General features: G+C 61.1%; 19 protein-coding genes. 16 read left to right on the forward strand and 3 right to left on the reverse strand.

Annotated elements, in window-relative coordinates:
• Positions 1-324 precede the first annotated feature (324 nt).
• From OC446_RS01610 to OC446_RS01625, 4 genes are read left to right on the forward strand one after another with little or no spacing between them, the layout of a single operon-like run.
• Positions 325-3,102: a hybrid sensor histidine kinase/response regulator gene (locus OC446_RS01610; protein WP_262027296.1), complete on the forward strand. Its 2,778-nt coding sequence runs from the start codon at positions 325-327 to the stop codon at positions 3,100-3,102.
• A gap of 2 nt (positions 3,103-3,104) precedes the next feature.
• Positions 3,105-3,593, forward strand: a complete 489-nt coding sequence (locus tag OC446_RS01615) for a chemotaxis protein CheW (RefSeq protein ID WP_262027434.1) — start codon at positions 3,105-3,107, stop codon at positions 3,591-3,593.
• 49 nt (positions 3,594-3,642) lie between these two features.
• A complete protein-coding gene (locus OC446_RS01620; RefSeq protein ID WP_181050438.1) occupies positions 3,643-4,026 on the forward strand; it encodes a response regulator in 384 nt (127 codons plus the stop codon).
• 54 nt (positions 4,027-4,080) lie between these two features.
• Positions 4,081-4,746 (forward strand): protein phosphatase CheZ, encoded by a 666-nt coding sequence (locus tag OC446_RS01625; protein ID WP_262027297.1) that lies wholly within the window; start codon positions 4,081-4,083, stop codon positions 4,744-4,746.
• A 66-nt stretch (positions 4,747-4,812) separates the two neighbouring features.
• Here OC446_RS01625 and OC446_RS01630 read toward each other — a convergent pair whose 3' ends face one another.
• The 3 genes from OC446_RS01630 to OC446_RS30825 form a co-directional block, all read right to left on the reverse strand.
• Positions 4,813-7,608 (reverse strand): heparinase II/III-family protein, encoded by a 2,796-nt coding sequence (locus tag OC446_RS01630; RefSeq protein WP_262027298.1) that lies wholly within the window; start codon positions 7,606-7,608, stop codon positions 4,813-4,815.
• Between the two features lie 142 nt (positions 7,609-7,750).
• Complete coding sequence (fixJ, locus tag OC446_RS01635) at positions 7,751-8,371, reverse strand: response regulator FixJ (RefSeq protein ID WP_262027299.1); 621 nt, start codon at positions 8,369-8,371, stop codon at positions 7,751-7,753.
• Complete coding sequence (locus OC446_RS30825) at positions 8,337-11,084, reverse strand: PAS domain S-box protein (RefSeq protein ID WP_315986473.1); 2,748 nt, start codon at positions 11,082-11,084, stop codon at positions 8,337-8,339. Before OC446_RS30825 ends, fixJ begins: the two co-directional genes overlap by 35 nt.
• A gap of 373 nt (positions 11,085-11,457) precedes the next feature.
• Here OC446_RS30825 and flgB point away from each other — a divergent pair, with 373 nt between their 5' ends.
• From flgB to OC446_RS01705, 12 genes are all read left to right on the forward strand, one after another.
• Positions 11,458-11,844, forward strand: a complete 387-nt coding sequence (flgB, locus tag OC446_RS01650) for a flagellar basal body rod protein FlgB (RefSeq protein WP_181050433.1) — start codon at positions 11,458-11,460, stop codon at positions 11,842-11,844.
• Positions 11,844-12,260 (forward strand): flagellar basal body rod protein FlgC, encoded by a 417-nt coding sequence (gene flgC, locus OC446_RS01655; protein WP_262027436.1) that lies wholly within the window; start codon positions 11,844-11,846, stop codon positions 12,258-12,260. The genes flgB and flgC overlap by 1 nt, the downstream gene beginning before the upstream one ends.
• Before the next feature lie 31 nt (positions 12,261-12,291).
• Complete coding sequence (locus tag OC446_RS01660) at positions 12,292-12,591, forward strand: flagellar hook-basal body complex protein FliE (protein ID WP_410054988.1); 300 nt, start codon at positions 12,292-12,294, stop codon at positions 12,589-12,591.
• A 10-nt stretch (positions 12,592-12,601) separates the two neighbouring features.
• Positions 12,602-13,390, forward strand: coding sequence for a flagellar basal-body rod protein FlgG (flgG, locus tag OC446_RS01665; protein ID WP_262027301.1), 789 nt, complete (start codon positions 12,602-12,604; stop codon positions 13,388-13,390).
• 24 nt (positions 13,391-13,414) lie between these two features.
• Positions 13,415-13,876, forward strand: a complete 462-nt coding sequence (gene flgA, locus OC446_RS01670) for a flagellar basal body P-ring formation chaperone FlgA (RefSeq protein WP_262027302.1) — start codon at positions 13,415-13,417, stop codon at positions 13,874-13,876.
• 2 nt (positions 13,877-13,878) lie between these two features.
• The gene (flgI, locus tag OC446_RS01675) at positions 13,879-14,976 is read left to right on the forward strand and encodes a flagellar basal body P-ring protein FlgI (protein WP_262027437.1); all 1,098 of its coding nucleotides are present in this window, start codon (positions 13,879-13,881) and stop codon (positions 14,974-14,976) included.
• Positions 14,973-15,488 (forward strand): MotE family protein, encoded by a 516-nt coding sequence (locus tag OC446_RS01680; RefSeq protein ID WP_262027303.1) that lies wholly within the window; start codon positions 14,973-14,975, stop codon positions 15,486-15,488. The genes flgI and OC446_RS01680 overlap by 4 nt, the downstream gene beginning before the upstream one ends.
• On the forward strand, positions 15,485-16,183 hold the full coding sequence (gene flgH, locus OC446_RS01685) for a flagellar basal body L-ring protein FlgH (protein WP_262027304.1): 699 nt from the start codon (positions 15,485-15,487) through the stop codon (positions 16,181-16,183). Before OC446_RS01680 ends, flgH begins: the two co-directional genes overlap by 4 nt.
• Positions 16,184-16,207: 24 nt before the next feature.
• Positions 16,208-16,717: a flagellar basal body-associated FliL family protein gene (locus OC446_RS01690; RefSeq protein ID WP_262027305.1), complete on the forward strand. Its 510-nt coding sequence runs from the start codon at positions 16,208-16,210 to the stop codon at positions 16,715-16,717.
• A 73-nt stretch (positions 16,718-16,790) separates the two neighbouring features.
• Positions 16,791-17,528, forward strand: coding sequence for a flagellar type III secretion system pore protein FliP (gene fliP, locus OC446_RS01695; protein WP_262027306.1), 738 nt, complete (start codon positions 16,791-16,793; stop codon positions 17,526-17,528).
• A 118-nt stretch (positions 17,529-17,646) separates the two neighbouring features.
• Positions 17,647-19,284, forward strand: coding sequence for a flagellar basal-body MS-ring/collar protein FliF (gene fliF, locus OC446_RS01700; protein ID WP_262027307.1), 1,638 nt, complete (start codon positions 17,647-17,649; stop codon positions 19,282-19,284).
• The gene (locus OC446_RS01705) at positions 19,284-19,931 is read left to right on the forward strand and encodes a hypothetical protein (RefSeq protein WP_262027308.1); all 648 of its coding nucleotides are present in this window, start codon (positions 19,284-19,286) and stop codon (positions 19,929-19,931) included. The genes fliF and OC446_RS01705 overlap by 1 nt, the downstream gene beginning before the upstream one ends.
• Positions 19,932-19,934 lie beyond the last annotated feature (3 nt).

The raw sequence follows: 19,934 nt of genomic DNA on the forward strand, positions 1-19,934 counted from the left end.
GCAATGCTCGCGGCCAAAAGCGCCGAATGAGCAGTTCTGGGTCGGCCTCATCGATAGAATCAGCAAAGAGTCTGACGCAGTGAAAAGCGTATCGGGGCGGGGCATGACAAGAAGAACAATGCCGATCTCAATCCAGAAGCGACCGTGTTCGGACGGGATGCTTTTGGGCGGCTGAGTGCGGAACACGGAAACTCCCCCGCATTCCCAAGCGTGGACATGACGTTCAGCGCTTTGTTGCCGGCGTGAAGGCCGCGCGATTTTCCATCTGATACGGCTTGATGATCAATGCTGATCAGTTCGCGTAGTAAGAGTTGAGACACGGCAATGGACGACCTTCTTCTTGAGTTTCTCACCGAGACCAACGAGCATCTCGAGACGGTCGATGTGGAGATGGTCCGCTTCGAGCAGGACCCCAATAACGAAGCGATTCTCAGCAACATTTTCCGCCTGGTTCATACGATCAAGGGAACTTGCGGCTTCCTCGGTCTGCCCCGCCTTGAGGCGCTTGCGCACGCGGCCGAGACCTTGATGGGCAAGTTCCGCGATGGGATGCCGGTGACGACTCCTGCTGTTTCGCTGATCCTCGCGACTCTCGACCGGATCAAGGAAATCCTGGGAGAATTGGAGCGCCAGGGCGCAGAGCCGGAAGGCTCGGACAGCGACCTCATCGAGCAACTGGAAAGAATGGCCTTGCAGGAGGCACCCGTTTCTGAGCCGACTGCGCCGCAAACGGGCGGTCAACTGGTCTATCAGGTCCTTGAGCGGGAGCTGCGCCCGGGAGAGGTTTCGCTCGACGAGCTCGAGAGGGCCTTTCAGGAGGCGCCCGGCCCCGAGAAGGTTTCGACCACCGGTACCTTGGCGTATCAGGTGCTGGAACGCTCCCTGAAGCCAGGCGAAGTGTCTCTCGATGAACTTGAGCGTGCCTTCCGTGAGGCGCCGGGCCCAGCTCCGCTCGTCTTCGAGAAGCCGGCTGCGCCTCCTGCCAAGGCGGACGCATCGCCTCCGCAAGCTGCCAAGAAGAATACCGACGCCTCGGACGCGAGCGAGAGCGGCGAAGGAATGGCCGGGAAGGTCCAAACCATCCGCGTCAATGTCGACACGCTCGAGCACCTGATGACCATGGTGTCGGAGCTTGTGCTGACCCGCAATCAGCTGCTCGAAATTGCCCGGAGAAGTTCCGAGGATCACGGTTACAAGGTGCCCCTGCAACGCCTCTCGCAAGTTACGGCTGAGCTGCAGGATGGCGTCATGAAGACCCGCATGCAGCCCATCGGTAATGCGTGGCAGAAGCTTCCGCGTGTCGTTCGCGACCTCTCCAACGAGCTTTCGAAGAAGATCGAGCTTGTGATGCAGGGAGCCGATACAGAACTCGACCGGCAAGTGCTGGAGGTCATCAAGGATCCCCTGACGCACATGGTCCGCAACTCCGCCGATCACGGCATCGAGGGCCCTGCGGACCGGAAAGCGGCCGGAAAGCCCGAGAAGGGCACAATCCGCCTCAATGCCTATCATGAGGGCGGCTCGATCACGATCGAGATCGCCGATGACGGCAAAGGGCTCAACTTCGCGGCCATTCGCAAGAAGGCTGTCGAAAGAGGCATCGCGAGCGATTCCGAAGTGGAGCGGATGAGCGACGCCCAGGTGGCCAAGTTCATCTTCCATCCGGGCTTCTCCACCGCCGCGAAGGTCACGTCGGTGTCGGGGCGCGGCGTCGGCATGGATGTCGTGAAGACGAATATCGAACTGATCGGCGGCACCGTTGATATTCGTTCCGAGCAGGGACGAGGAACGACGTTCACGATCAAGATTCCGCTGACCCTGGCCATCGTCGCGGCACTCATCGTAGCCTCCAAGGACCAGCGCTTCGCCATTCCGCAGGTCGCCGTGTCCGAACTCGTCCGGGTCTCCCCCGCCTCGGAGCATTCCATCGAGCGGATCAACGGCACACCCATCCTCCGCCTGCGCGACCGGCTGCTGCCGATCGTCCCGCTTTCGAAAGTCATGGGCCTCTCGACGGACGAAGAGGCGAACCATGGATTCGTGGTGGTGACGCAGGTGGCTCATCAGCGCTTCGGCATTCTGGTGGACGGCGTCTTCCATACCGAGGAAATCGTCGTCAAGCCGATGTCGTCCAAACTGAGACACATTCAGCTCTTCTCCGGCAACACCATCCTCGGCGATGGTGCCGTGGTGCTCATCATCGATCCCAACGGACTCGCCCGGATGGTCGGCTCCGGCGCCGATACCAACGAGTTCCAAACCGATGCCGGCCTCGAACAGACGGTTGCGGCCGCGGAGGAGTTGACGAGCCTTCTCGTCTTCCGTGGTGGAGGCGAGAGCCTCAAGGCCGTGCCCCTGTCACTGGTGACGCGCCTTGAGGAAGTCGACGCGTCCACGATCGAGTGGTCGAGCGGGCGCCCGGTTATTCAGTATCGCGGACGCCTGATGCCGCTGGTGTCCTGCGATGAGGAGCTCGCCATCAAACGGCAGGGCATGCAATCCTTGCTGGTGTTCTCCGACGGCGAAGTCTCCATGGGTCTGGCCGTCGCCGAAATCGTGGACATCGTCGAGGACAAGCTCGATGTGGAACTGCTCGCGGAGCGCTCGGATCTGGTCGGGTCCGCAGTCGTCCGCGGTCGCACCACGGAAATCGTCAACATCGCCCATTACCTCCCCATGGTGCTCGAGACATGGTCCCGCAAGGACCGGCGGAACGGCCCGGACAGGTCCCTTCTCCTGGTCGACAGTTCGACCTTCTTCCGTGACATGCTCGTCCCGGTCCTCAAGGCTTCTGGCTATCGTGTTCATACGGCCTCGACGGCCCAGGAGGCCGTTCGCCTGCTGTCTAACGGATTGCAGATCGACGTGGTCGTGACGGATCTCGAACTCACCGGGCATTCGGGCTTCGCGCTCGTCGCGTCCCTGAGGGCGGACCCGCATCACAGCGCGACGCCCGTCATCGGCATGACGGTCAAGCCCGACCCGCAGCAGATCGCCCTGGCGCGGAAACTGCGCATTTCAGAAATCGTTTCGAAGATCGACCGACGTGGGCTGCTTGCCGCGCTGGCCGAACTCAACGCGTCGCTTGAAGAGGCTGCATGACCATGAAACCCATCGAACCGATCACATCCTCTGCGGTTAAGGGGGCCTCCAAGCAGATGGAGTTCGTAACGGTCACGGTTGCGGGGCAACTGCTCGGCCTGCCGATAAGCAAGGTTCACGATGTTTTCGTCGTCAGCGAAATGACCACTGTTCCGCTGGCACCTGGAGAGATTGCGGGTCTCCTGAACCTGCGCGGCCGGGTTGTCACCGCCGTGTCGCTGCGTCGGCGTCTAGGCCTCGGCGATTCGGGCGTCACGGAGCGCCGGATGGCCGTGGGGCTGGAGAACCATGGCGAGGCTTACGGCCTGCTCGTGGATGAGGTCGGAGAAGTCCTCAAACTTGACCCGGATGAGATGCAGCCCAATCCGGTTCACATGGACCGGGGTTGGGTCGGTCTCTCGCAGGGGGTGCATCAGCTGCACGATAAGCTGCTGATCGTCCTGGACGTGGATGCAGTTCTGGCCTTCGAGACCGAACGGGAAGCTGCGTAAGCCATTCGATAGACAAGCCCGCTCCAGGGCCCTCTAAGGATCTGATACCGTGAGCCTTGACCTTTCCACACCTGTTCTCGTCGTCGATGATTATCAGACGATGGTCCGAATTCTTCGCAATCTCCTCAAGCAGATCGGCTTCAACGACGTTGACGATGCCTCCGATGGGCAGGCGGCCTTGGAGAAGCTGCGGGCCAGGAAGTATGGCCTCGTGATCTCCGATTGGAACATGGCGCCCATGACAGGCTACGAGTTGCTGCAGCAAGTGCGTTCCGATGCCGAGTTGAGCACCTTGCCGTTCATCATGGTGACGGCCGAAGCGAAGACCGAGAATGTCGTTGCAGCCAAGAAGGCCGGCGTCAACAACTACATCGTCAAGCCGTTCAATGCCGAGACGCTGCGGACGAAGATCAGCGCTGTCTTCAACGGGTAAGTGATGGCAGGCAGTGTCATGAAGCCACATAAAAGCTATCGCATCGAAGCGACCATGGACACCCTTCCATATGATGAAGGAGTCCAGGAGCGGCATTCCGAGATCATGAGCATGCTCGGCACGATCAAGGAGTCCATCGTTCCCGCGCGCGAGATCTCGGCATCCCTGCTCGAAGAGCATCGGCGCGACATGCAGGAGGCCCTTCGCCTGAAGGTGGAGCTCGACTCGATCTACGAGGCCATCGAGCGGACCAAGAGGGAGATTGCGACGCTTCGCTATGCTGGCGCGCAAGGCCAGGAGATCACGCGGGTGACCGACGAACTCGGAGCCATCGTTCTCGGAACTGAGACGGCGACCAATTCGATCTTGGCCGCAGCCGAGAAAATCGACGATCTCTCCAGCAACCTGTCGTCACGCCTGACCGGCGGAGACCAGGAGATCGCTCGCGAGATCCTCGATCACGTCATCGGCATCTTCGAGGCCTGCAACTTCCAGGACATTACAGGTCAGCGTATCAGCAAGGTCGTCAACGCGATGAAGTTCGTCGAGGAGCGGGTTCATCACATGATCGATATCTGGGGCGGCCTCGAAAGCTTCAAGGACGTCGAGCCCGTGGACGAAGCGGGGCGAAAGGGGGAAGCGGCGCTCCTGAACGGTCCCGCTCTCGCGACCGACAAAGGCGTAACCTCCCAGGATGCCATCGACGCGCTCTTCGATTGATGAGGCGGTTGAAACGGCTGCCTGAAGCGAGGCCCGGCGTCTGAACTGCCGGGTCTCGACTGCTCTTCAAACCATCAACTCCTGCTGCTCGGCCTGATGCATAAGGCCGGGCATCCGCAGCATTGCTTTGACCTCCGGCGTCGCCAGGAGATCCATGATCCGGCGGAAGCCCTGATCGCTGATCGTAACGATCATTCCTCCGCAGACGTCGCCTGAGCCGGAGAATTTGTAGGTCAGGACATTGGCCGGGCGCAGACCTCCCTGCGCATGAGAGACGAAGCCCTGCAACGATCCGCGGCGGTCATTGCTTCCGTTGGTGACCGCCATGCCGTTGTATTCGCCAGTCATGACATGCGGGATCATACGCAATCTGTTCTTGTTGTGGAATCCGATGGCAAGGTTTGAACTCGTCAGCGCGACCGCAACATTCTCTTCGAAATGAAGAGTGCCATCGAACGAGAGAGGCGCCCCGGAGCCTCTGAAGCAATCAAATACGGCGATTGCGTCGAGATTGTCTAGGCATACGAACATGCGGGCATGGTCATAGCGGGGGCCATAGACGTTCGTCCCGATGCGCACGATGTTCGCGTGATCGAGCGATGTTCTGGCTTCGATCCATCCATGACCCGATGACTGATCGAGTCCGTCCGGACTGGCAATGCTATGGGCCCGAGACGAAGTCAGATAGTGTCTGATAGAACCCGTGTCATGGAGGCTCGATCCTCCGGGATCCGTGATCCATCGGGTGCCTCGGGCCGTGTACACGAAGGATGAGCAGTCGAAATGACCGTTCTCACGGCGTTGCTCGCCGAACGAGGCACAAAGGTAACTCCAGTGAGGCTTGCGCTCATAATCCCGGAAGACGACGATGCCGTCACCTTCGGACGCAAACATCCGTGGACCTGTCGGATAGGACAACTCCTCGGCCAGTTCGGCGTCCTCCAGGAGTGATCGGCCGTAACCGGAGATCAGCCGTCTCAGCCATGATGCATGATGATAGCCGTGCGGCGCATCGCCCAGAGGCGGCAGCATTCCGCCCGGATCGGTCATTCCGACGATGACTTTGAGACCAGCTTTGAGGCGTTCCGTCAGGAGCTCACGAAAGTCCAGGGCATCGGCTTCGCCTTCAACACATTGCGTCAGCAGCAAGCCGGTGGAGATGATCTCGAGACGGTCGTGAAGAGATTGCTCGACTGATGAGCCGTCGGGTCCGATCAGTTGCTCGAATCCAGCGCGGAGCTGGGCAAGCGCAATGGACTTCCAGTACAACGCCAAGGGAAAGCGAGGAATGGCACGACTGATGGCAAGCAACGCACAGGCGGTGCGCAGCTGAATGAGGGAGGGTGAGAAGATATTCTGGCTTATGATCTCGGAGAGGGCAAAGCCGTATCTGATGATCTCGGCGAAGAGTGTCTGCCGGCGCTTGATGTCCTTGCCGTTCTTTGAGCTTGCGAGCAGGGCGAGGAGATGAAGCAGCACCTCCGTGCGTGTCGCCATCGACAACGGGTATGTGCTCAAAGTGTCTCTGGGCTCATCCCACGGATTGGATTGCGCCCAGGACAAGGCAATATCCAAGGCTCTCGCGGGTCCCCCGAGCTCCGGCCGGGCGGCGAGGTCAAGAAGCCAGGAAAGGGACTGGAATTCCAGCCGCCATGCGGGAGACCTGTAAGGGTCTTCCGCCCATGAGAACACTTCGGGGAGAGGCCACGGCTCGAGGCCACATAAGGTCAAGCGGCCATCGCCAATCGCCGGTGCTTCTCCAAGCTGGACGGCTTTTAGTCGATCATGGAAGGTAAAGAGAGGCCCGAGATCCTTTGGATCGATCCATTGATCGACGGGACACGCGCGCATCCTCTGGGCCTCGGGACGAAGCTGGACCTGGAGGCGCTCGCAAACTCTCTCAACGAAGCCAAGCGGACCGGCGATGTCGTCGCCGAGAATGTTCTCGAGCAGGAGCTCGTCGCCGATGGAAGCTTCAAGCGGAGTGACTAGGCTGATCCGCGACGCATCCTCCGAGACCTGAAAGCCGAGTTCGACGGTCGTCGCACCCGCAGGCGGCGTCAGCTCGAGCGTGAAGCGTCTTGCCTGCCGGTGAACCGGAATGTCGAGGAAGGGTCCGTAGACCGGTGACGATGAGACGTCTGCATAGGGGGGCGGAAGTTGCTTGCCCTTCGCATCCCGGAAGATGATTCGGGCCAAGGCTCCGTCGCCCGCTTTGCCATTGTTGATCAGCTGCCCACGGACGATGAGCGGATGGCCAGGTGCAACCCCGTAGGTCAGCCACCGCGGCGTCGTGATTAGATCCCACCACGCGCGTCGCGGAGCCGGGACAGGCTTGCCATCGGGCCGGGACCCTGTGGGTTCCGAAGGATCCGGCGGGGGCATCTGAACGCTTTGCTGAACTCTCAGGCCGCTGATCGTAAACGGGTGCGCGTTGCGCCAGCTGCGGATCGTCAGTGTCAGATGGCGTGTCGGGGCCGGAACGAAGACATTGAAGAGCACTCGGGCCGAATGGGAATGATCGCTGCTTCGATCGTAGTAGGCTGGTCCAGCGACATAATGGCTGTGAGGGTCGATCTGCGTCCTCGACAATCCTGGGACATATGCGAAATCGATGTGAAATCCATCTTCTGCCAGGAAGTCGATGCCGACCGCTGCAAAGTCGTGAACGGATCGAGCCTCCTCCTCTGGATGCCATGCGATCTGAAAGCCGATCTCGCACCAGGCGTCGCCGGAAACGTCCCTGACGTCGAAGACAATCCGGGACCAGCGGTTGTGGTTCGCCACCACATGAGTGTCGCCGTTGGAGCCTTCTGCAGCCTGGTCTCGCGGAACCGAGGAAACTTGTCTGACTTCAGGCATGCGGGTCTTAAAGCCTTTAGAGGAATTTCATGAGACAGGTGTGGAGTTCCGCCAGGCTCAACCTGAGATGCAGGGCGCCGTGGCTGAGCAGGACACATCGGGCCGCGCAGGGAGCTGCTGGCGTCTATCCAGCCGTGCCCGCCTAGTTGCCGGTCGCGACTTCGAGAAACAGAGCCATGCGGATCAGCTCTGAAAGGCTCTTCGCTTCCATCTTGGACATCACATTGGAGCGATGGATTTCCACTGTTCGAATGCTGATGTTCAGTTCATGTGCGATCATCTTATTGGCTTTTCCGGCGACGAGCCCGTCGAGCACCTGGCGCTCACGTTGAGACAGCGACTGAAGTCGGGCTTGGGTGCGCAGAAGCTCCTGGTTCTTACGGACGCTCTTCTCATCGCACACCAAAGCGAAGCGCACCACCTCCAGAAATCGGTCTTCCCGGAAGGGCTTCTCGAGGAAGTCGATGGCTCCGACCTTCATGGCCTCGACCGCGAGAGGAATGTCCGCGTGTCCTGTCATGACGACAACAGGAACATTCAGTCCACGACCATTGAGACGCCGGATGAACTCCAGTCCGTCGATCCCAGGCATGCGGACATCCGTAACGATGCAGCATCGCCCTGGGTCTTGAACCTCGTCGAGGAATGCTTTCGCAGATTCGTAGACACGAACGTTCAACCCGGCCGAAACCAGCAGAAACGAAAGAGCTTTTCGCACTCCAATGTCATCATCCACCACATACACGATCGGCGTGTTCGACACTGGCCATGTCCTCCATATCGATGGTTCTAAGAGTGAAATGGAAGGTTGTTCCCTCGCCAGGAACGGATTCCGCCCAGATCTTGCCGCCGTGAGATTCGATGATCGTCCGGCTGATCGAGAGGCCGACCCCCATGCCACTCTGTTTCGTGGTGGTAAACGGCTTGAACAGGTTCTTCAAGATCTCCGGTGGAATGCCGGATCCCGTATCCTGAACACTGATCTGAACGAGCGACTCTGTGGGCAGAGGTCTCGCCCTGATCGTCAGCTCACGAGAGCTCACATCCTGCATCGCCTCAATTGCGTTGCGGACGAGATTGAGAAGGACCTGCTGGATCTGAACGCGGTTCACGAAGACCAGAGGGCTGTCGGACGGAAAATCGAACTCGACCTTCACTTCTTGCTCCTTGGCCCCGACGAGCGCCAAGGCGCCGGCTTCTTCGACGAGCCTCTGAAGCCCCTCTATCTGATGCTCGCTGCCCCCGCGGGCAACGAACTCGCGCAGTTGCCGGATGACCTCGCCGGCGCGTAGAGCTTCTTCGGCCGCTTCGTTCACCGCATGCCGGACAAGGGCAACTTTATCACCTTCGATCCCGTTCAGGATCATCCCGCAGCCCTTGAGATAGCTTGTGATCGCCGTCAGGGGCTGGTTGATTTCGTGGGCCAGGGTCGATCCCATTTCGCCCAAGGCCGTGAAGCGCGACATGTAGGCGAGTTCGGACTGCAATTCCTGCATCCGCGTTTCGGTCCGCTGGCGCTCGGTCAGGTCGCGGATGAAGGCCGTGAAGAACCGCTCGCCATCGGATTCCATTTCGCCGACCTGGACTTCCATGGGAAAGGTCGAGCCGTCTTTGCGCTGGGCAACGGCGACGCGCCCGCTCCCGATGATCCGCCGCTCGCCAGTTTCACGATAGCGGCGGATGTAGCCGTCATGCTGCTCCCTGTAGGGCAGGGGCATCAGGAACTTGACGTTGGTCCCGATGACCTCGTCAGGATGGTAGCCGAACATGCGTACGGCCGTGGCGCTGAAGGAGCGGATGATGCCGCCCTCGTCCGAGACGATCATGGCGTCGGGAACGGTTTCGAGAATGGACCGGAGGTGAGCCTCCCTCGTGCGCAGCCGCTCCTCGCTGGAGCGCAGGGCATTCTCCGCGAGCTTGCGCTCCGTGATGTCCTGGATCGTCCCGATCTTGCGAATGGGTCGCCCGCTTTCGTCCACCATCGTTCGGCCGATCGCCGTCACCCAGCGCTCGGCGCCGGTATCGGCACGAAACACCCGGAACGTGCCACTATAGGTCAGGCTGGCGCCGGGCTCGTTGGCATAGAATGTTTCCTCAAGGCCGTCCCGGTCATCGGGATGCACACATCCGAGAACGATCTCGCGGGTGACATCGATATCCGGTCCGAGTCCCAGGATCTGACGGGCTTCCGGCGTCCATTGGCGGCGGCCTGTGACAAGATCCTGATCCCAGATGCCGAGCGCGGTCGTCTCGATAGCTACACGCAGGCGCTCCTCGCTGCTGCGAAGCTTCATCTCGGCCAGCCGCTGGTCGTGAATGTCCGTGACCGTGCCCACCCATTCCTGGACGGCGCCGTCTTCGCCCAGGAGCGGGACGGCTCTTGCGAGCACCCAGCGATAGGCTCCGTCCGACCGTCGAACCCGGTACTCGAACATGCCGGGATCCTGAGATGTGCGAACGGCCCGCCATTGCGCGAGCAGCTTCTCTCGATCATCCGGGTGAACGGCGTCGAGGAACCCGAAGTCCAGATAGACTTGCCTGGATTCGCCGCTGAACGCCTCCCAGCCCCAGACCTTGCTGACGGACCCATCCGTCGCAGCACGCCAGACGATGGCCGCGCTCGCTTCGATCAGGGCGCGGTACTGCTCTTCGCTTTGACGGAGGCGCTCGGCGGCGGACTTCTGCTCGTGAATATCCGTGACCGTGCCAACCCATTCCTGCACCATGCCACGGGCATCCCGGAGGGGAACGGCTCGCATGAGCACCCACCGGTATTCGCCACCGGGCTGGCGGACACGATACTCGCTTGTTCCGGGCTGTTCGGACGCGAGCGTCTCAATCCAGGACGACGTCGCCCGTTCACGATCCTCGGGGTGAACGTGGTCAAGCCATGCGAAGTCCCTGGCACTACCCGCCGAGTGGTTGTGCGGCGTCTCCCAGCCCAATAGGCCATCGATAATCGAGCCGTTCGGTGAGGCGCGCCAGACCATGGCGGCGCTTGCCTCAATCAGGGCCCGGTAGCGCTCCTCCTGGGTTTTGAGTGCAGCCTCCGCGGCCATGAAGCGGCTGACGTCGCGCGATGTGAGAATATAGTTGCATATTCTCCCGCATTCATCTTCGATCGCATCGATCGTAATCCGGCACAGGACAGGGACACCCTGCTTCGTTCTACAGCGTGCCTGATCTCCAAAGTGACCCAGTCTCTCGGCCGTTTTCAGATCCTGAGCGGATTTACTGCGGCTCACCGCATCCGGTGGATAGAGGAGCGAGAAATGGAGACCAAGAACTTCATCGGTTCTCCAGCCATAGATCTGCTCTGCGCCTCTGTTCCACGATATAATGTGGCCATGCGGGTCGAGGGTGATCAGCGCGAAATCGCGAACGGCCTTGAGAGCGCGACCGGCATCGACGATCGGACGGGCATCCTGCCCGGATCGCACATCGACTCCCTTGTTAAACGCAGAAGTATGAGTCATTCCCCCCAACCCATGTGCTGCGTCGCGTGCAGGATCTGAACTTAATGGTGAAGAATCGCCGAGGGCAACACCATTGATGTGCCCGGCCGGCAAGAAATGTCACCGCCGCGATTGCATCAGCGTACCGAAATCAGCAATCAAAAAAGCCGCCTGACTCCGCTGCTATAGTGTCGCGCCAGGAATATTGACATAATATATCATGTGACCGACCGCATCATTCCTTGCGTGTCTCACGCCTTTCTTCCGGAAGCCAAAACTCGGTTCTGATCGCAAAGGTAGAGCTAACCGATGGCGCCGCGCGCCTCTCAGGTCAGCCTCGTGCAAGGTTGGCGGGTTAAACGCCTCTTTACCATATTCGCCTGGAGACCACCCTGTGACGGCACCTGTCTATCTGTTCGATCTGGCATCGCGACAGGCTCAATGGCTCGCCGCCCGCCAAACGACGATTTCCGGAAACGTCGCCAACGCCAACACCCCGGGCTATCGGGCCAGGGATGTCGAGCCGTTTGCCGACGTCATGGACAAGACCAAGCTGGCCATGGCCGCGACGAACGCCAGCCACATCGGCTTTACGCCTTCAAAAGCCGAAGCGAGCAAGGTCAAGAAGTCGGATAGCTGGGACACGGTCTATTCCAAGAATTCCGTCAGCCTTGAGCAGGAGCTCATCAAGGCTGGCGAGGTCAACCGGCAGCACTCGTTGAACACAAGCATCGTCAAGTCATTCCACCGGATGCTGATGTCAAGCGTAAGGACTTCATGATGATCGATCCCCTGGTTGCATCCAGCAAATTGTCGAGTTCGGGCCTGGAAGCCCAATCGGCGCGTCTCCGGGTCATTTCGGAGAACATCGCGAACGCGCAGTCGACCGGTCGTACACCGGGCTCCGATCCTTACACGCGCAAGACGATCACCTTCAAATCCGAGCTCGACCGGACACTCGGCGCGGCCTCTGTCACCGTCAAGGACATCGGGCAGGACGATTCCGCTTTTCCGGTCGAGTACGACCCAGGCAATCCGGCCGCGGATGAGAATGGCATGGTCAAGAAGCCGAACGTGAACACGCTGATCGAAATGGCGGACATGCGCGAGGCCAATCGATCCTATCAGGCGAACCTGCAGATGATGAAGCAGGCTAGAGCCATGATCACTGCAACAATCGATCTCATGAGAGGCTGATATGGTCAGCGCAGTTTCTTCGATCTCCTCAATGATCGATCGCCCCTCGGCGATCGCAGCCATTCCCACCTTCGGCGGGACGCCGGCCGCAGGAGCCGTGGCCGGGGCATCCCAGGCGAGTTTCGGCGACATGATGGCTCAAGTGGCCACTTCCGCCATCGATACGATGAAGGCGGGCGAAGCGGCGTCGATCGCCGGGATCCAAGGCAAGGCCTCGGTGCAGCAGGTCGTCGAGGCGGTGATGTCGGCGGAGCAGACGCTCCAGACGGCCATCGCGATCCGCGACAAGGTTGTCGCGGCCTATCAAGAAATCGCCCGGATGACGATTTAAGGGGACTAAAATGAGAGCGCTCGCGATCGCCGCCACGGGCATGAATGCCCAGCAGCTTAATGTCGAAGTCATCGCAAACAACATCTCGAATGTGAACACAACCGCCTTCAAGGGGGCGCGGGCCGAGTTCACGGATCTGCTCTACCAGGCAGAGCGGTCTCAGGCCATTCCAAACCAGGCCGGATCGAGCCCGGTCCCGGAAGGCGCGATGCTGGGTCTCGGCGTCAAGACGGCGGCGATCCGCAACCTGCATCGCCAGGGATCGCTCACGAATACGTCGAACCAGTTCGACCTCGCCCTGAACGGCCGCGGCTGGTTCCAGGTCAATGCCCCCAGCGGCGAAATCGTCTACACACGTGCGGGATCGTTCAACAAGGACGGCAACGGGCAGCTCGTCACCCTCGACGGCTACACCCTCAATCCGCCGATTATCGTTCCGGCCAATACCCTCGACGTGACCATCAACGAATCCGGCGAGGTGTTCGCGAAGATCGACGGACAGGCTCAGCCGCAGAACCTCGGCCAGCTGTCGCTTGCGAACTTCGCCAACGATGCGGGCCTGGAGCCGATCGGCAGCAACTATTATCGCGAGACCCTCGCATCCGGCGCGCCGGTCGTGGGCATGCCGTCGGATCCGGGGTTCGGGAAGATCCACCAGGGTTATCTCGAGGCCTCCAACGTCGATCCGATCAAGGAGATCACGAACCTGATCTCCGCACAGCGCGCCTTCGAGATGAACTCGAAGGTCATCCAGGCCGCCGACGATATGGCCGGAACCGTGTCCAAGGGCATCCGCTAAGGGCGAAAGCCGGGTGAAAGATTCATGAAGCATCTCGTCCATCTTGCTCTCGCGGCGAGCGTCATGGCGCTGGCGGCTTCCCAGGCCGCCATCGCTGAAGAGCGCATTCTCCCGGTTCCCTCGGTGACCATTTATCCCGGCGATACGATCAACGAGTCGATGCTCAAGGATCGGGCATTCCCGGAAAATTACCGCTACCGGACGGCTGTCATCGAGTCGCCGCGGGTTCTCACCGGCAAGATGGCGCGTCGGACTCTCCTGCCCGGTGAGCCGATTCCGATGAATGCCGTCGACGACCCGAAGCTCGTGACGCGTGGTACGCAGACGCAGATCGTGTTCGAGGAAGGTGGGCTGTCGATCATGGGGATCGGCATCCCGCTTCAGTCCGGCACCCTGGGCGAAACCATCCAGGTCAAGAACGTCGACAGCGGCCGGATCATCACCGGCCGGGTTCAGCCCGACGGCCGGGTTCGGATCGGATTCTGATGATGCTCCGCGCGATCCTCCTCCTCCTCGCCGTTCTTGTCTCGCTCCCGAGCCACGCCGCGACACGCATCAAGGATGTGGCGTCCGTTCAGGGCGTGCGCGACAACCAGCTCATCGGCTATGGTCTCGTCATGGGCCTCCAGGGGACGGGCGACACGCTTCGCAATTCCCATTTCACCGAGCAGTCCCTGCAATCGATGCTCGATCGTATGGGCGTCAATGTCCGCGACATCAACCTGCGGACCCGCAATGTCGCGGCCGTCATCGTCACGGCGGATCTTCCCGCCTTCGTCGGATCGGGCTCGCGCATCGACGTCACGGTCACGTCCATGGGCGATGCCACCTCCCTGAAGGGCGGCACTCTGATGCTCACCGCCTTGCAGGGCGGCGATGGGCAGGTTTATGCCGTCGCGCAAGGCGCGATTGCCGTTTCGGGCTTCTCCGCCCAGGGGCAGGCCGAAACGCTGACCTCCGGTGTCGCGACCGCAGGGCGGATCCCGAACGGCGCTCTGATCGAGCGGGAGGTTCAGGGTGGATTCAATGCCATGGGTCCGCTGGCCTTCGAGCTCAAGAACCCCGACTACAAAACCGCGACGCTGATCACGGATGCGATCAACCTTTACGCCCAGCAGCGCTACGGCGTTCGCGTCGCGTCTCCCCGCGACTTTCGCACCGTTCTCCTGCAGAAGCCGAAGAATGTTGCTGCGACTCGGTTCATCGCCGAGTTGGGCGACCTCGAGATCAGGCCGGATACGCCGGCTCGGATCGTCGTGGATCAGCGGACGGGAACGGTCGTGATCGGAAAGAATGTTCAGATCTCCACGGTGGCGATCACTCATGGAGCGCTGACGATCCGTGTGACGGAAACCCCTGAAGTGTCTCAGCCCGATCCATTCTCCATGGGCCAGACGGTGGTCGTGCCGCGCACCCAGATCACCGCTGCGGAGGAGAGGGTGCCGCTCGCCATCGTCCGTGGTGCCGACCTCCAGACCCTCGTCAAGGGGCTCAACCAGATGGGTCTCAAGCCATCCGACGTCATTGCCATTCTCCAGGCCGTGAAGACGGCCGGAGCCCTCCAAGCGGAACTGGTGATCCAATGACCCCATCCACGATCATCACATCTCTCAAGCCGATGGCCATTGCCGCCGGACTGCTTCTCGGAACCGCCGCGCATCACGGCGCGATGGCGCAGGACGTCAAGGCGGACGCCAAGTCGAGCCAATACTGCGCCAGCATCGCGGATGCCGCCTCCGACGCTCGTTTCGCGCTCCAGAAACAGGCTCTCGCGGATATGGAGAAGGAGATCGAGGGTCGCCTCAAAGTGCTAGAAGCCAAGCGCGCCGAGTATGAGGAGTGGCTGCGTCGCCGAAACGAAGTGCTGGCGAAGGCCGACGAGACCATCGTCCTGATCTATTCGCGCATGCGCCCGGACGCGGCGGCATTGCAGCTCACGAATATGGATGAGGAGATCGCCGCGGCCGTCATCGCCCGTCTCAATCCCCGCGTGGCCAGCGCCGTGCTGAACGAAATGGAACCGGCTCGTGCCGCGCAGCTGGCGAATGTCATCACCGATGCCCCTAAGCGGGACAAGAATACCGTGAGGCAGAATTGAAACACCTTCTTCTGATTGCCGGACTGTGCTTCCTCGGCGCCTGCGCGACGAGGCCGGAGGAGATCGGGCGCGAGCCGGGAATGACCCCGGTCGGGTCGGGCGTTCTCGTCGACCGCGAGCCGCTGCCCCATCTCTTCAAGGCCAATGGGCCGACGGCGGCGAATTCCACCTGGAGCAACGCCAGCGCCGATCTCTTCACGAGCCCGCGGGCGAGGCAGGTCGGCGATATCGTCACGGTCAACATCCAGATCGACGACAAGGCCCAGTTTGACAACGCAAGTGACCGCTCTCGTAAGTCTTCGATCGGGGCGGGCCTGGATTACGCTTTCTCCTTCAAGGGATGGAATTCGGACGGAACGGGGGATTACGGCGTTAATTCGTCGTCGTCCTCGGCCGGGCAGGGAACCATCGACCGATCTGAGAAGCTGCGGCTGTCCGTGGCCGCCGTCGTCAACGAGGTTCTGCCGAACGGAAATGTCGTGATCAGCGGATCGCAGGAAGTGCGCGTAAACTACGAGCTTCGCATCCTGAACATCGCCGGGATCGTGCGACCGCGCGATATCTCGCCGAAGAACACGATCAGCTACGACAAGATTGCCGAAGCTCGGGTATCCTACGGTGGCCGCGGGCGCCTGATGGAAGTCCAGCAGCCCTCCTACGGACAACAGATCTACGATATTGTGGCGCCGTTCTAGGCAGACCACCAGGACGAGAGAAGAATGGCCAAGGCTCTTGCACTTCCTGCGCCCGAAGGCAGCACGCCGAGCAAAGAAGGATCGCTCCGGTGGCTCCTGACGCTTGGGCTTCTGACCCTCCTGTCCGCCGCCATCGGGGGTGGATTTGGTTTGGTCATGGTCTCGGGCATCGAGCGTCAGGTCGAGGAAAAGTACAAGGCCTTGCCGCAGAAGACCGAAGTCGCCAGCCCCTACAAGGGCAACATCGCGCTCAAGAAGCTTGCAGCCGTCGTGACCAACTTGGCCGGCTCGGACAACGATTGGGTCAGGCTGGAGGCATCCATCGTCTACAAGTCAGGTGAGGAGCAGCACCCCGACGTACTGGCGTCCGAGACCAGGCAGGACATTCTCGCCTATATGCGCACCGTCTCGCTGGCGCAGATCCAGGGCCCGAGCGGGCTCCTCCACTTGCGTGAGGATCTCAACGAGCGCGCGAGGGTGCGCTCGAAGGGCACAATCCAGGAACTGGTGCTCGAAACCCTGGTCGTACAATAGGACGAAGCCATTGCCGCATTCGCCGGCCTTTGACGCGAATGCCTTTCCATTTTCTTGAAAGACATAGTGACCGATGCCTTTTCGCTTCATCTTTACCGGTGCATTCCTCCTGACGGCAACAAGCGCCCACGCGCAGATCGCCGGCCTCGAATCCCTCATTCCCGCAGGCGACGGCGCGGTCAGTGGCCGGATTATCCAGCTTGTTGTTCTTCTGACCGTGCTATCCCTGGCGCCCGGTCTGCTGATCATGGTGACGAGCTTCACCCGGTTCGTGGTGGCTTTCTCGTTCCTGCGTTCGGGGCTGGGTCTCCAGAGCACACCCGCCAATCTGTTCCTCATCAGCCTATCCCTGTTCATGACCTTCTTCGTCATGGGGCCGACCTTCGACCGGGCCTGGAACGACGGGGTCAGGCCGCTGACGGAGAACCAGATTTCCGAGGCGGAGGCGTTTACCCGGACGACGGAGCCGTTCCGCGAGTTCATGATGACCCATGTGCGGCCCAAGGATCTCCAGATGTTCAGCGATCTGGCGGCCGTCAACTATCCCCGGCCAGCCGAGGGCGAGAAGATCGATCTGCGGATCCTGATCCCGGCCTTCATGATCTCTGAGCTGCGGCGAGGGTTCGAGATCGGCTTCCTGATTGCCTTGCCATTCCTCGTCATCGACATGATCGTGGCGACCCTGGTGATGTCCATGGGCATGATGATGATGCCCCCGACCGTCCTGGCCCTCCCGTTCAAGATCCTGTTCTTCGTCCTGATCGACGGCTGGAACATCCTCGTGAGCGGCCTGGTGCGGTCATATTTCTGATCGCTCTCATGTCCTGCGAGCTAGGAAAGTGGAACTGCGGCGAAGGGGCAGCAACCTTCGCACAAGGTTGACGACGCACAAGTGATCTCGACACCTCTTACCAGTACCGAGATTCTCTATGCCTGGTCGTCAGCACGCCGAAAGATTGTGGAGTAGTTTGATGCAGCTTGGCGCCCGTCGCCTGGCTGCCTTGGCCGCGATCGGTCTAGCCGTTTTCCTGTCCGTCGGCATCGGCACCTACTACCTCAGCCGACCGGCGCAGGAGATGCTCTATACGGGGCTCGACCGCGAGGACGTGGGTCGGATGGGAGCGGTCCTGAAGGATGCCGGCATCCCCTTCGACGTGAGCACCGATGGGACGGCCCTCCTCGTCAGCTACGGCAATACGGCTCAGGCCCGCATGCTACTGGCCGAGAAGGGGCTGCCGCACAGCACGAAATCCGGCTACGAGCTCTTCAACGATCTCGGCTCCCTGGGCCTCACCTCCTTCATGCAGGAAGTCACCAAGGTACGGGCCCTAGAAGGCGAGCTGGCCCGAACCATCCAGGGCATGAAGGGCATCAAGGCGGCGCGCGTCCACATTGTTCTGCCGGATCGAGGCTCGTTCCGTCGCGAGCAGCAGCCGCCCTCAGCCTCCGTGGTCATTCGCACGGTGCCGTCCGACGATGCATCGTCCGCTCAGGCCATCCGGCACCTCGTCGCGGCCGCCATTCCCGGCATGGCCGTCGACAAAGTCACCGTCATGAACACGGACGGGACGCTCCTGATGTCCGGCGATGATGCCGCCAATGCCTCCACGGGTAAGATGGCGCGCCTCGAAAAGACGGTCGGCCTCGAAATCCAGGACAACGTGCGCCGCACGCTCGCGCCCTATCTCGGCACCGGGAACTTCGAAGTCAGTGTTGCCGCTCGCCTGAGCACGGACAAGGTCAGCACCAACGAGACGATCTTCAATCCCGAATCGAAGGTCGAGCGTTCGACACGGACGATCAAGGAAACCGAGGTCTCGCAGAACAAGAGTGGCCAGAAGCCCACGACGGTCCAGCAGAACCTGCCGGACGAGAACGTTCGGAGCGAATCAGGAGACAGCTCAAGCGAGGATAACCAGCGGCGCGAAGAGCTGACGAATTACGAGATTTCGTCGAAGACCGTTCAGACGATCAGCGACGGCTACCAGATCAAGAACCTGTCCGTCGCCGTCCTGGTGAACCGGTCTCGAATCACGTCGCTGCTCGGCGAGAATGCGACACCGGCCGAGATGGACGCCAAGGTTGCCGAGATCGAGCAGCTCGTGTCCTCGGCGGCGGGCTTCAGCAAGGATCGCGGCGACCAGATCAAGGTAGCGGCCGTCAGCTTCGTCGACGACGGCGGAATGCTTCAGCCGGTTCAGGGGCCGTCTCTGACCGAGATCCTCATGCGCCAGTTCGGCACGGTCGTGAACGCACTGACGATCCTCGCCCTGTGCGCCATGATGATCTGGTTCGGTCTGCGCCCGGCCGTCCGCATGCTCATGGCCCGCCATCAGGCCGAGCTCGAGCTCCAGCGTGAGCAGGCGGCCGCTTTGGCTGCGGCCGAGGCTGAAGAGGCTCTCGAATCCAGCAGGGAGACCGCCCTGCAGGTGGCGTCCGAGCTTGACGAGCAGAACCTGATCGAGATGCCGCGGACGCCGCAGCGCAAACTGGAGCAGATCATCGAGCTGAGTGAGGAGCAGGCTGCCGCCGTTCTGAAGCAATGGCTCGGGCGGGAGGCCGCATAATGGCCGGGACCCTCGCCAGCCTCCTGACGGATTTCTCAAGTCCGGCCGCAGGAGCTCCTTCGGGGATCAATCTCCTGCGCGCCGTCAAGGTCGCGCCTGAGCCGAGCCCGGAGCCGCCGCAGGCGCCCGTCGTCGACCGTCATGCGGAGATCGCCGCATCGGTCGAGGCACGGGTCCGCGCGGAAGAACGTGAGCGCGCGCGCAAGGAGCTCGAAGACGCTCTGGCGGCCGAGCAGGCCCGCCATCTCGAGGACGTGAGCGAGCAGCGTCTGCTTTGGGTCGATCAACAGGCCCTGCAACTCTCGTCCCAAATTTCCCAAGCGATCGAAAGGATCGAGTCCGACCTTTTGGAGAAAGTCGCCAACATCCTCAGGCCTTTCGTCGCCGAGGCTTTTCGCCAGCAGGCGCTTGCCGATTTCAAGGAGGTCCTTGCGACATTGCTCTCCGGCAATGACGTGCGCCTTCTGAAGGTTTCTGGGCCGGAGGATCTAATCACGGCTTTGCAGACCCGTCTTGGTCCTTCCGGGGATCTGATCGAGTTTTCTCCCGGCGAGCACGTCGAGGTGAGCGTGATGGCGCGGGATACGCTGGCTCAAACGCAATTGAACGCCTGGTCGACCAAACTGTCCCAGGCGTTGGAAGGCTGACGA

Source organism: Microvirga sp. Mcv34 (assembly GCF_024519725.1).
GTDB lineage: Bacteria > Pseudomonadota > Alphaproteobacteria > Rhizobiales > Beijerinckiaceae > Microvirga.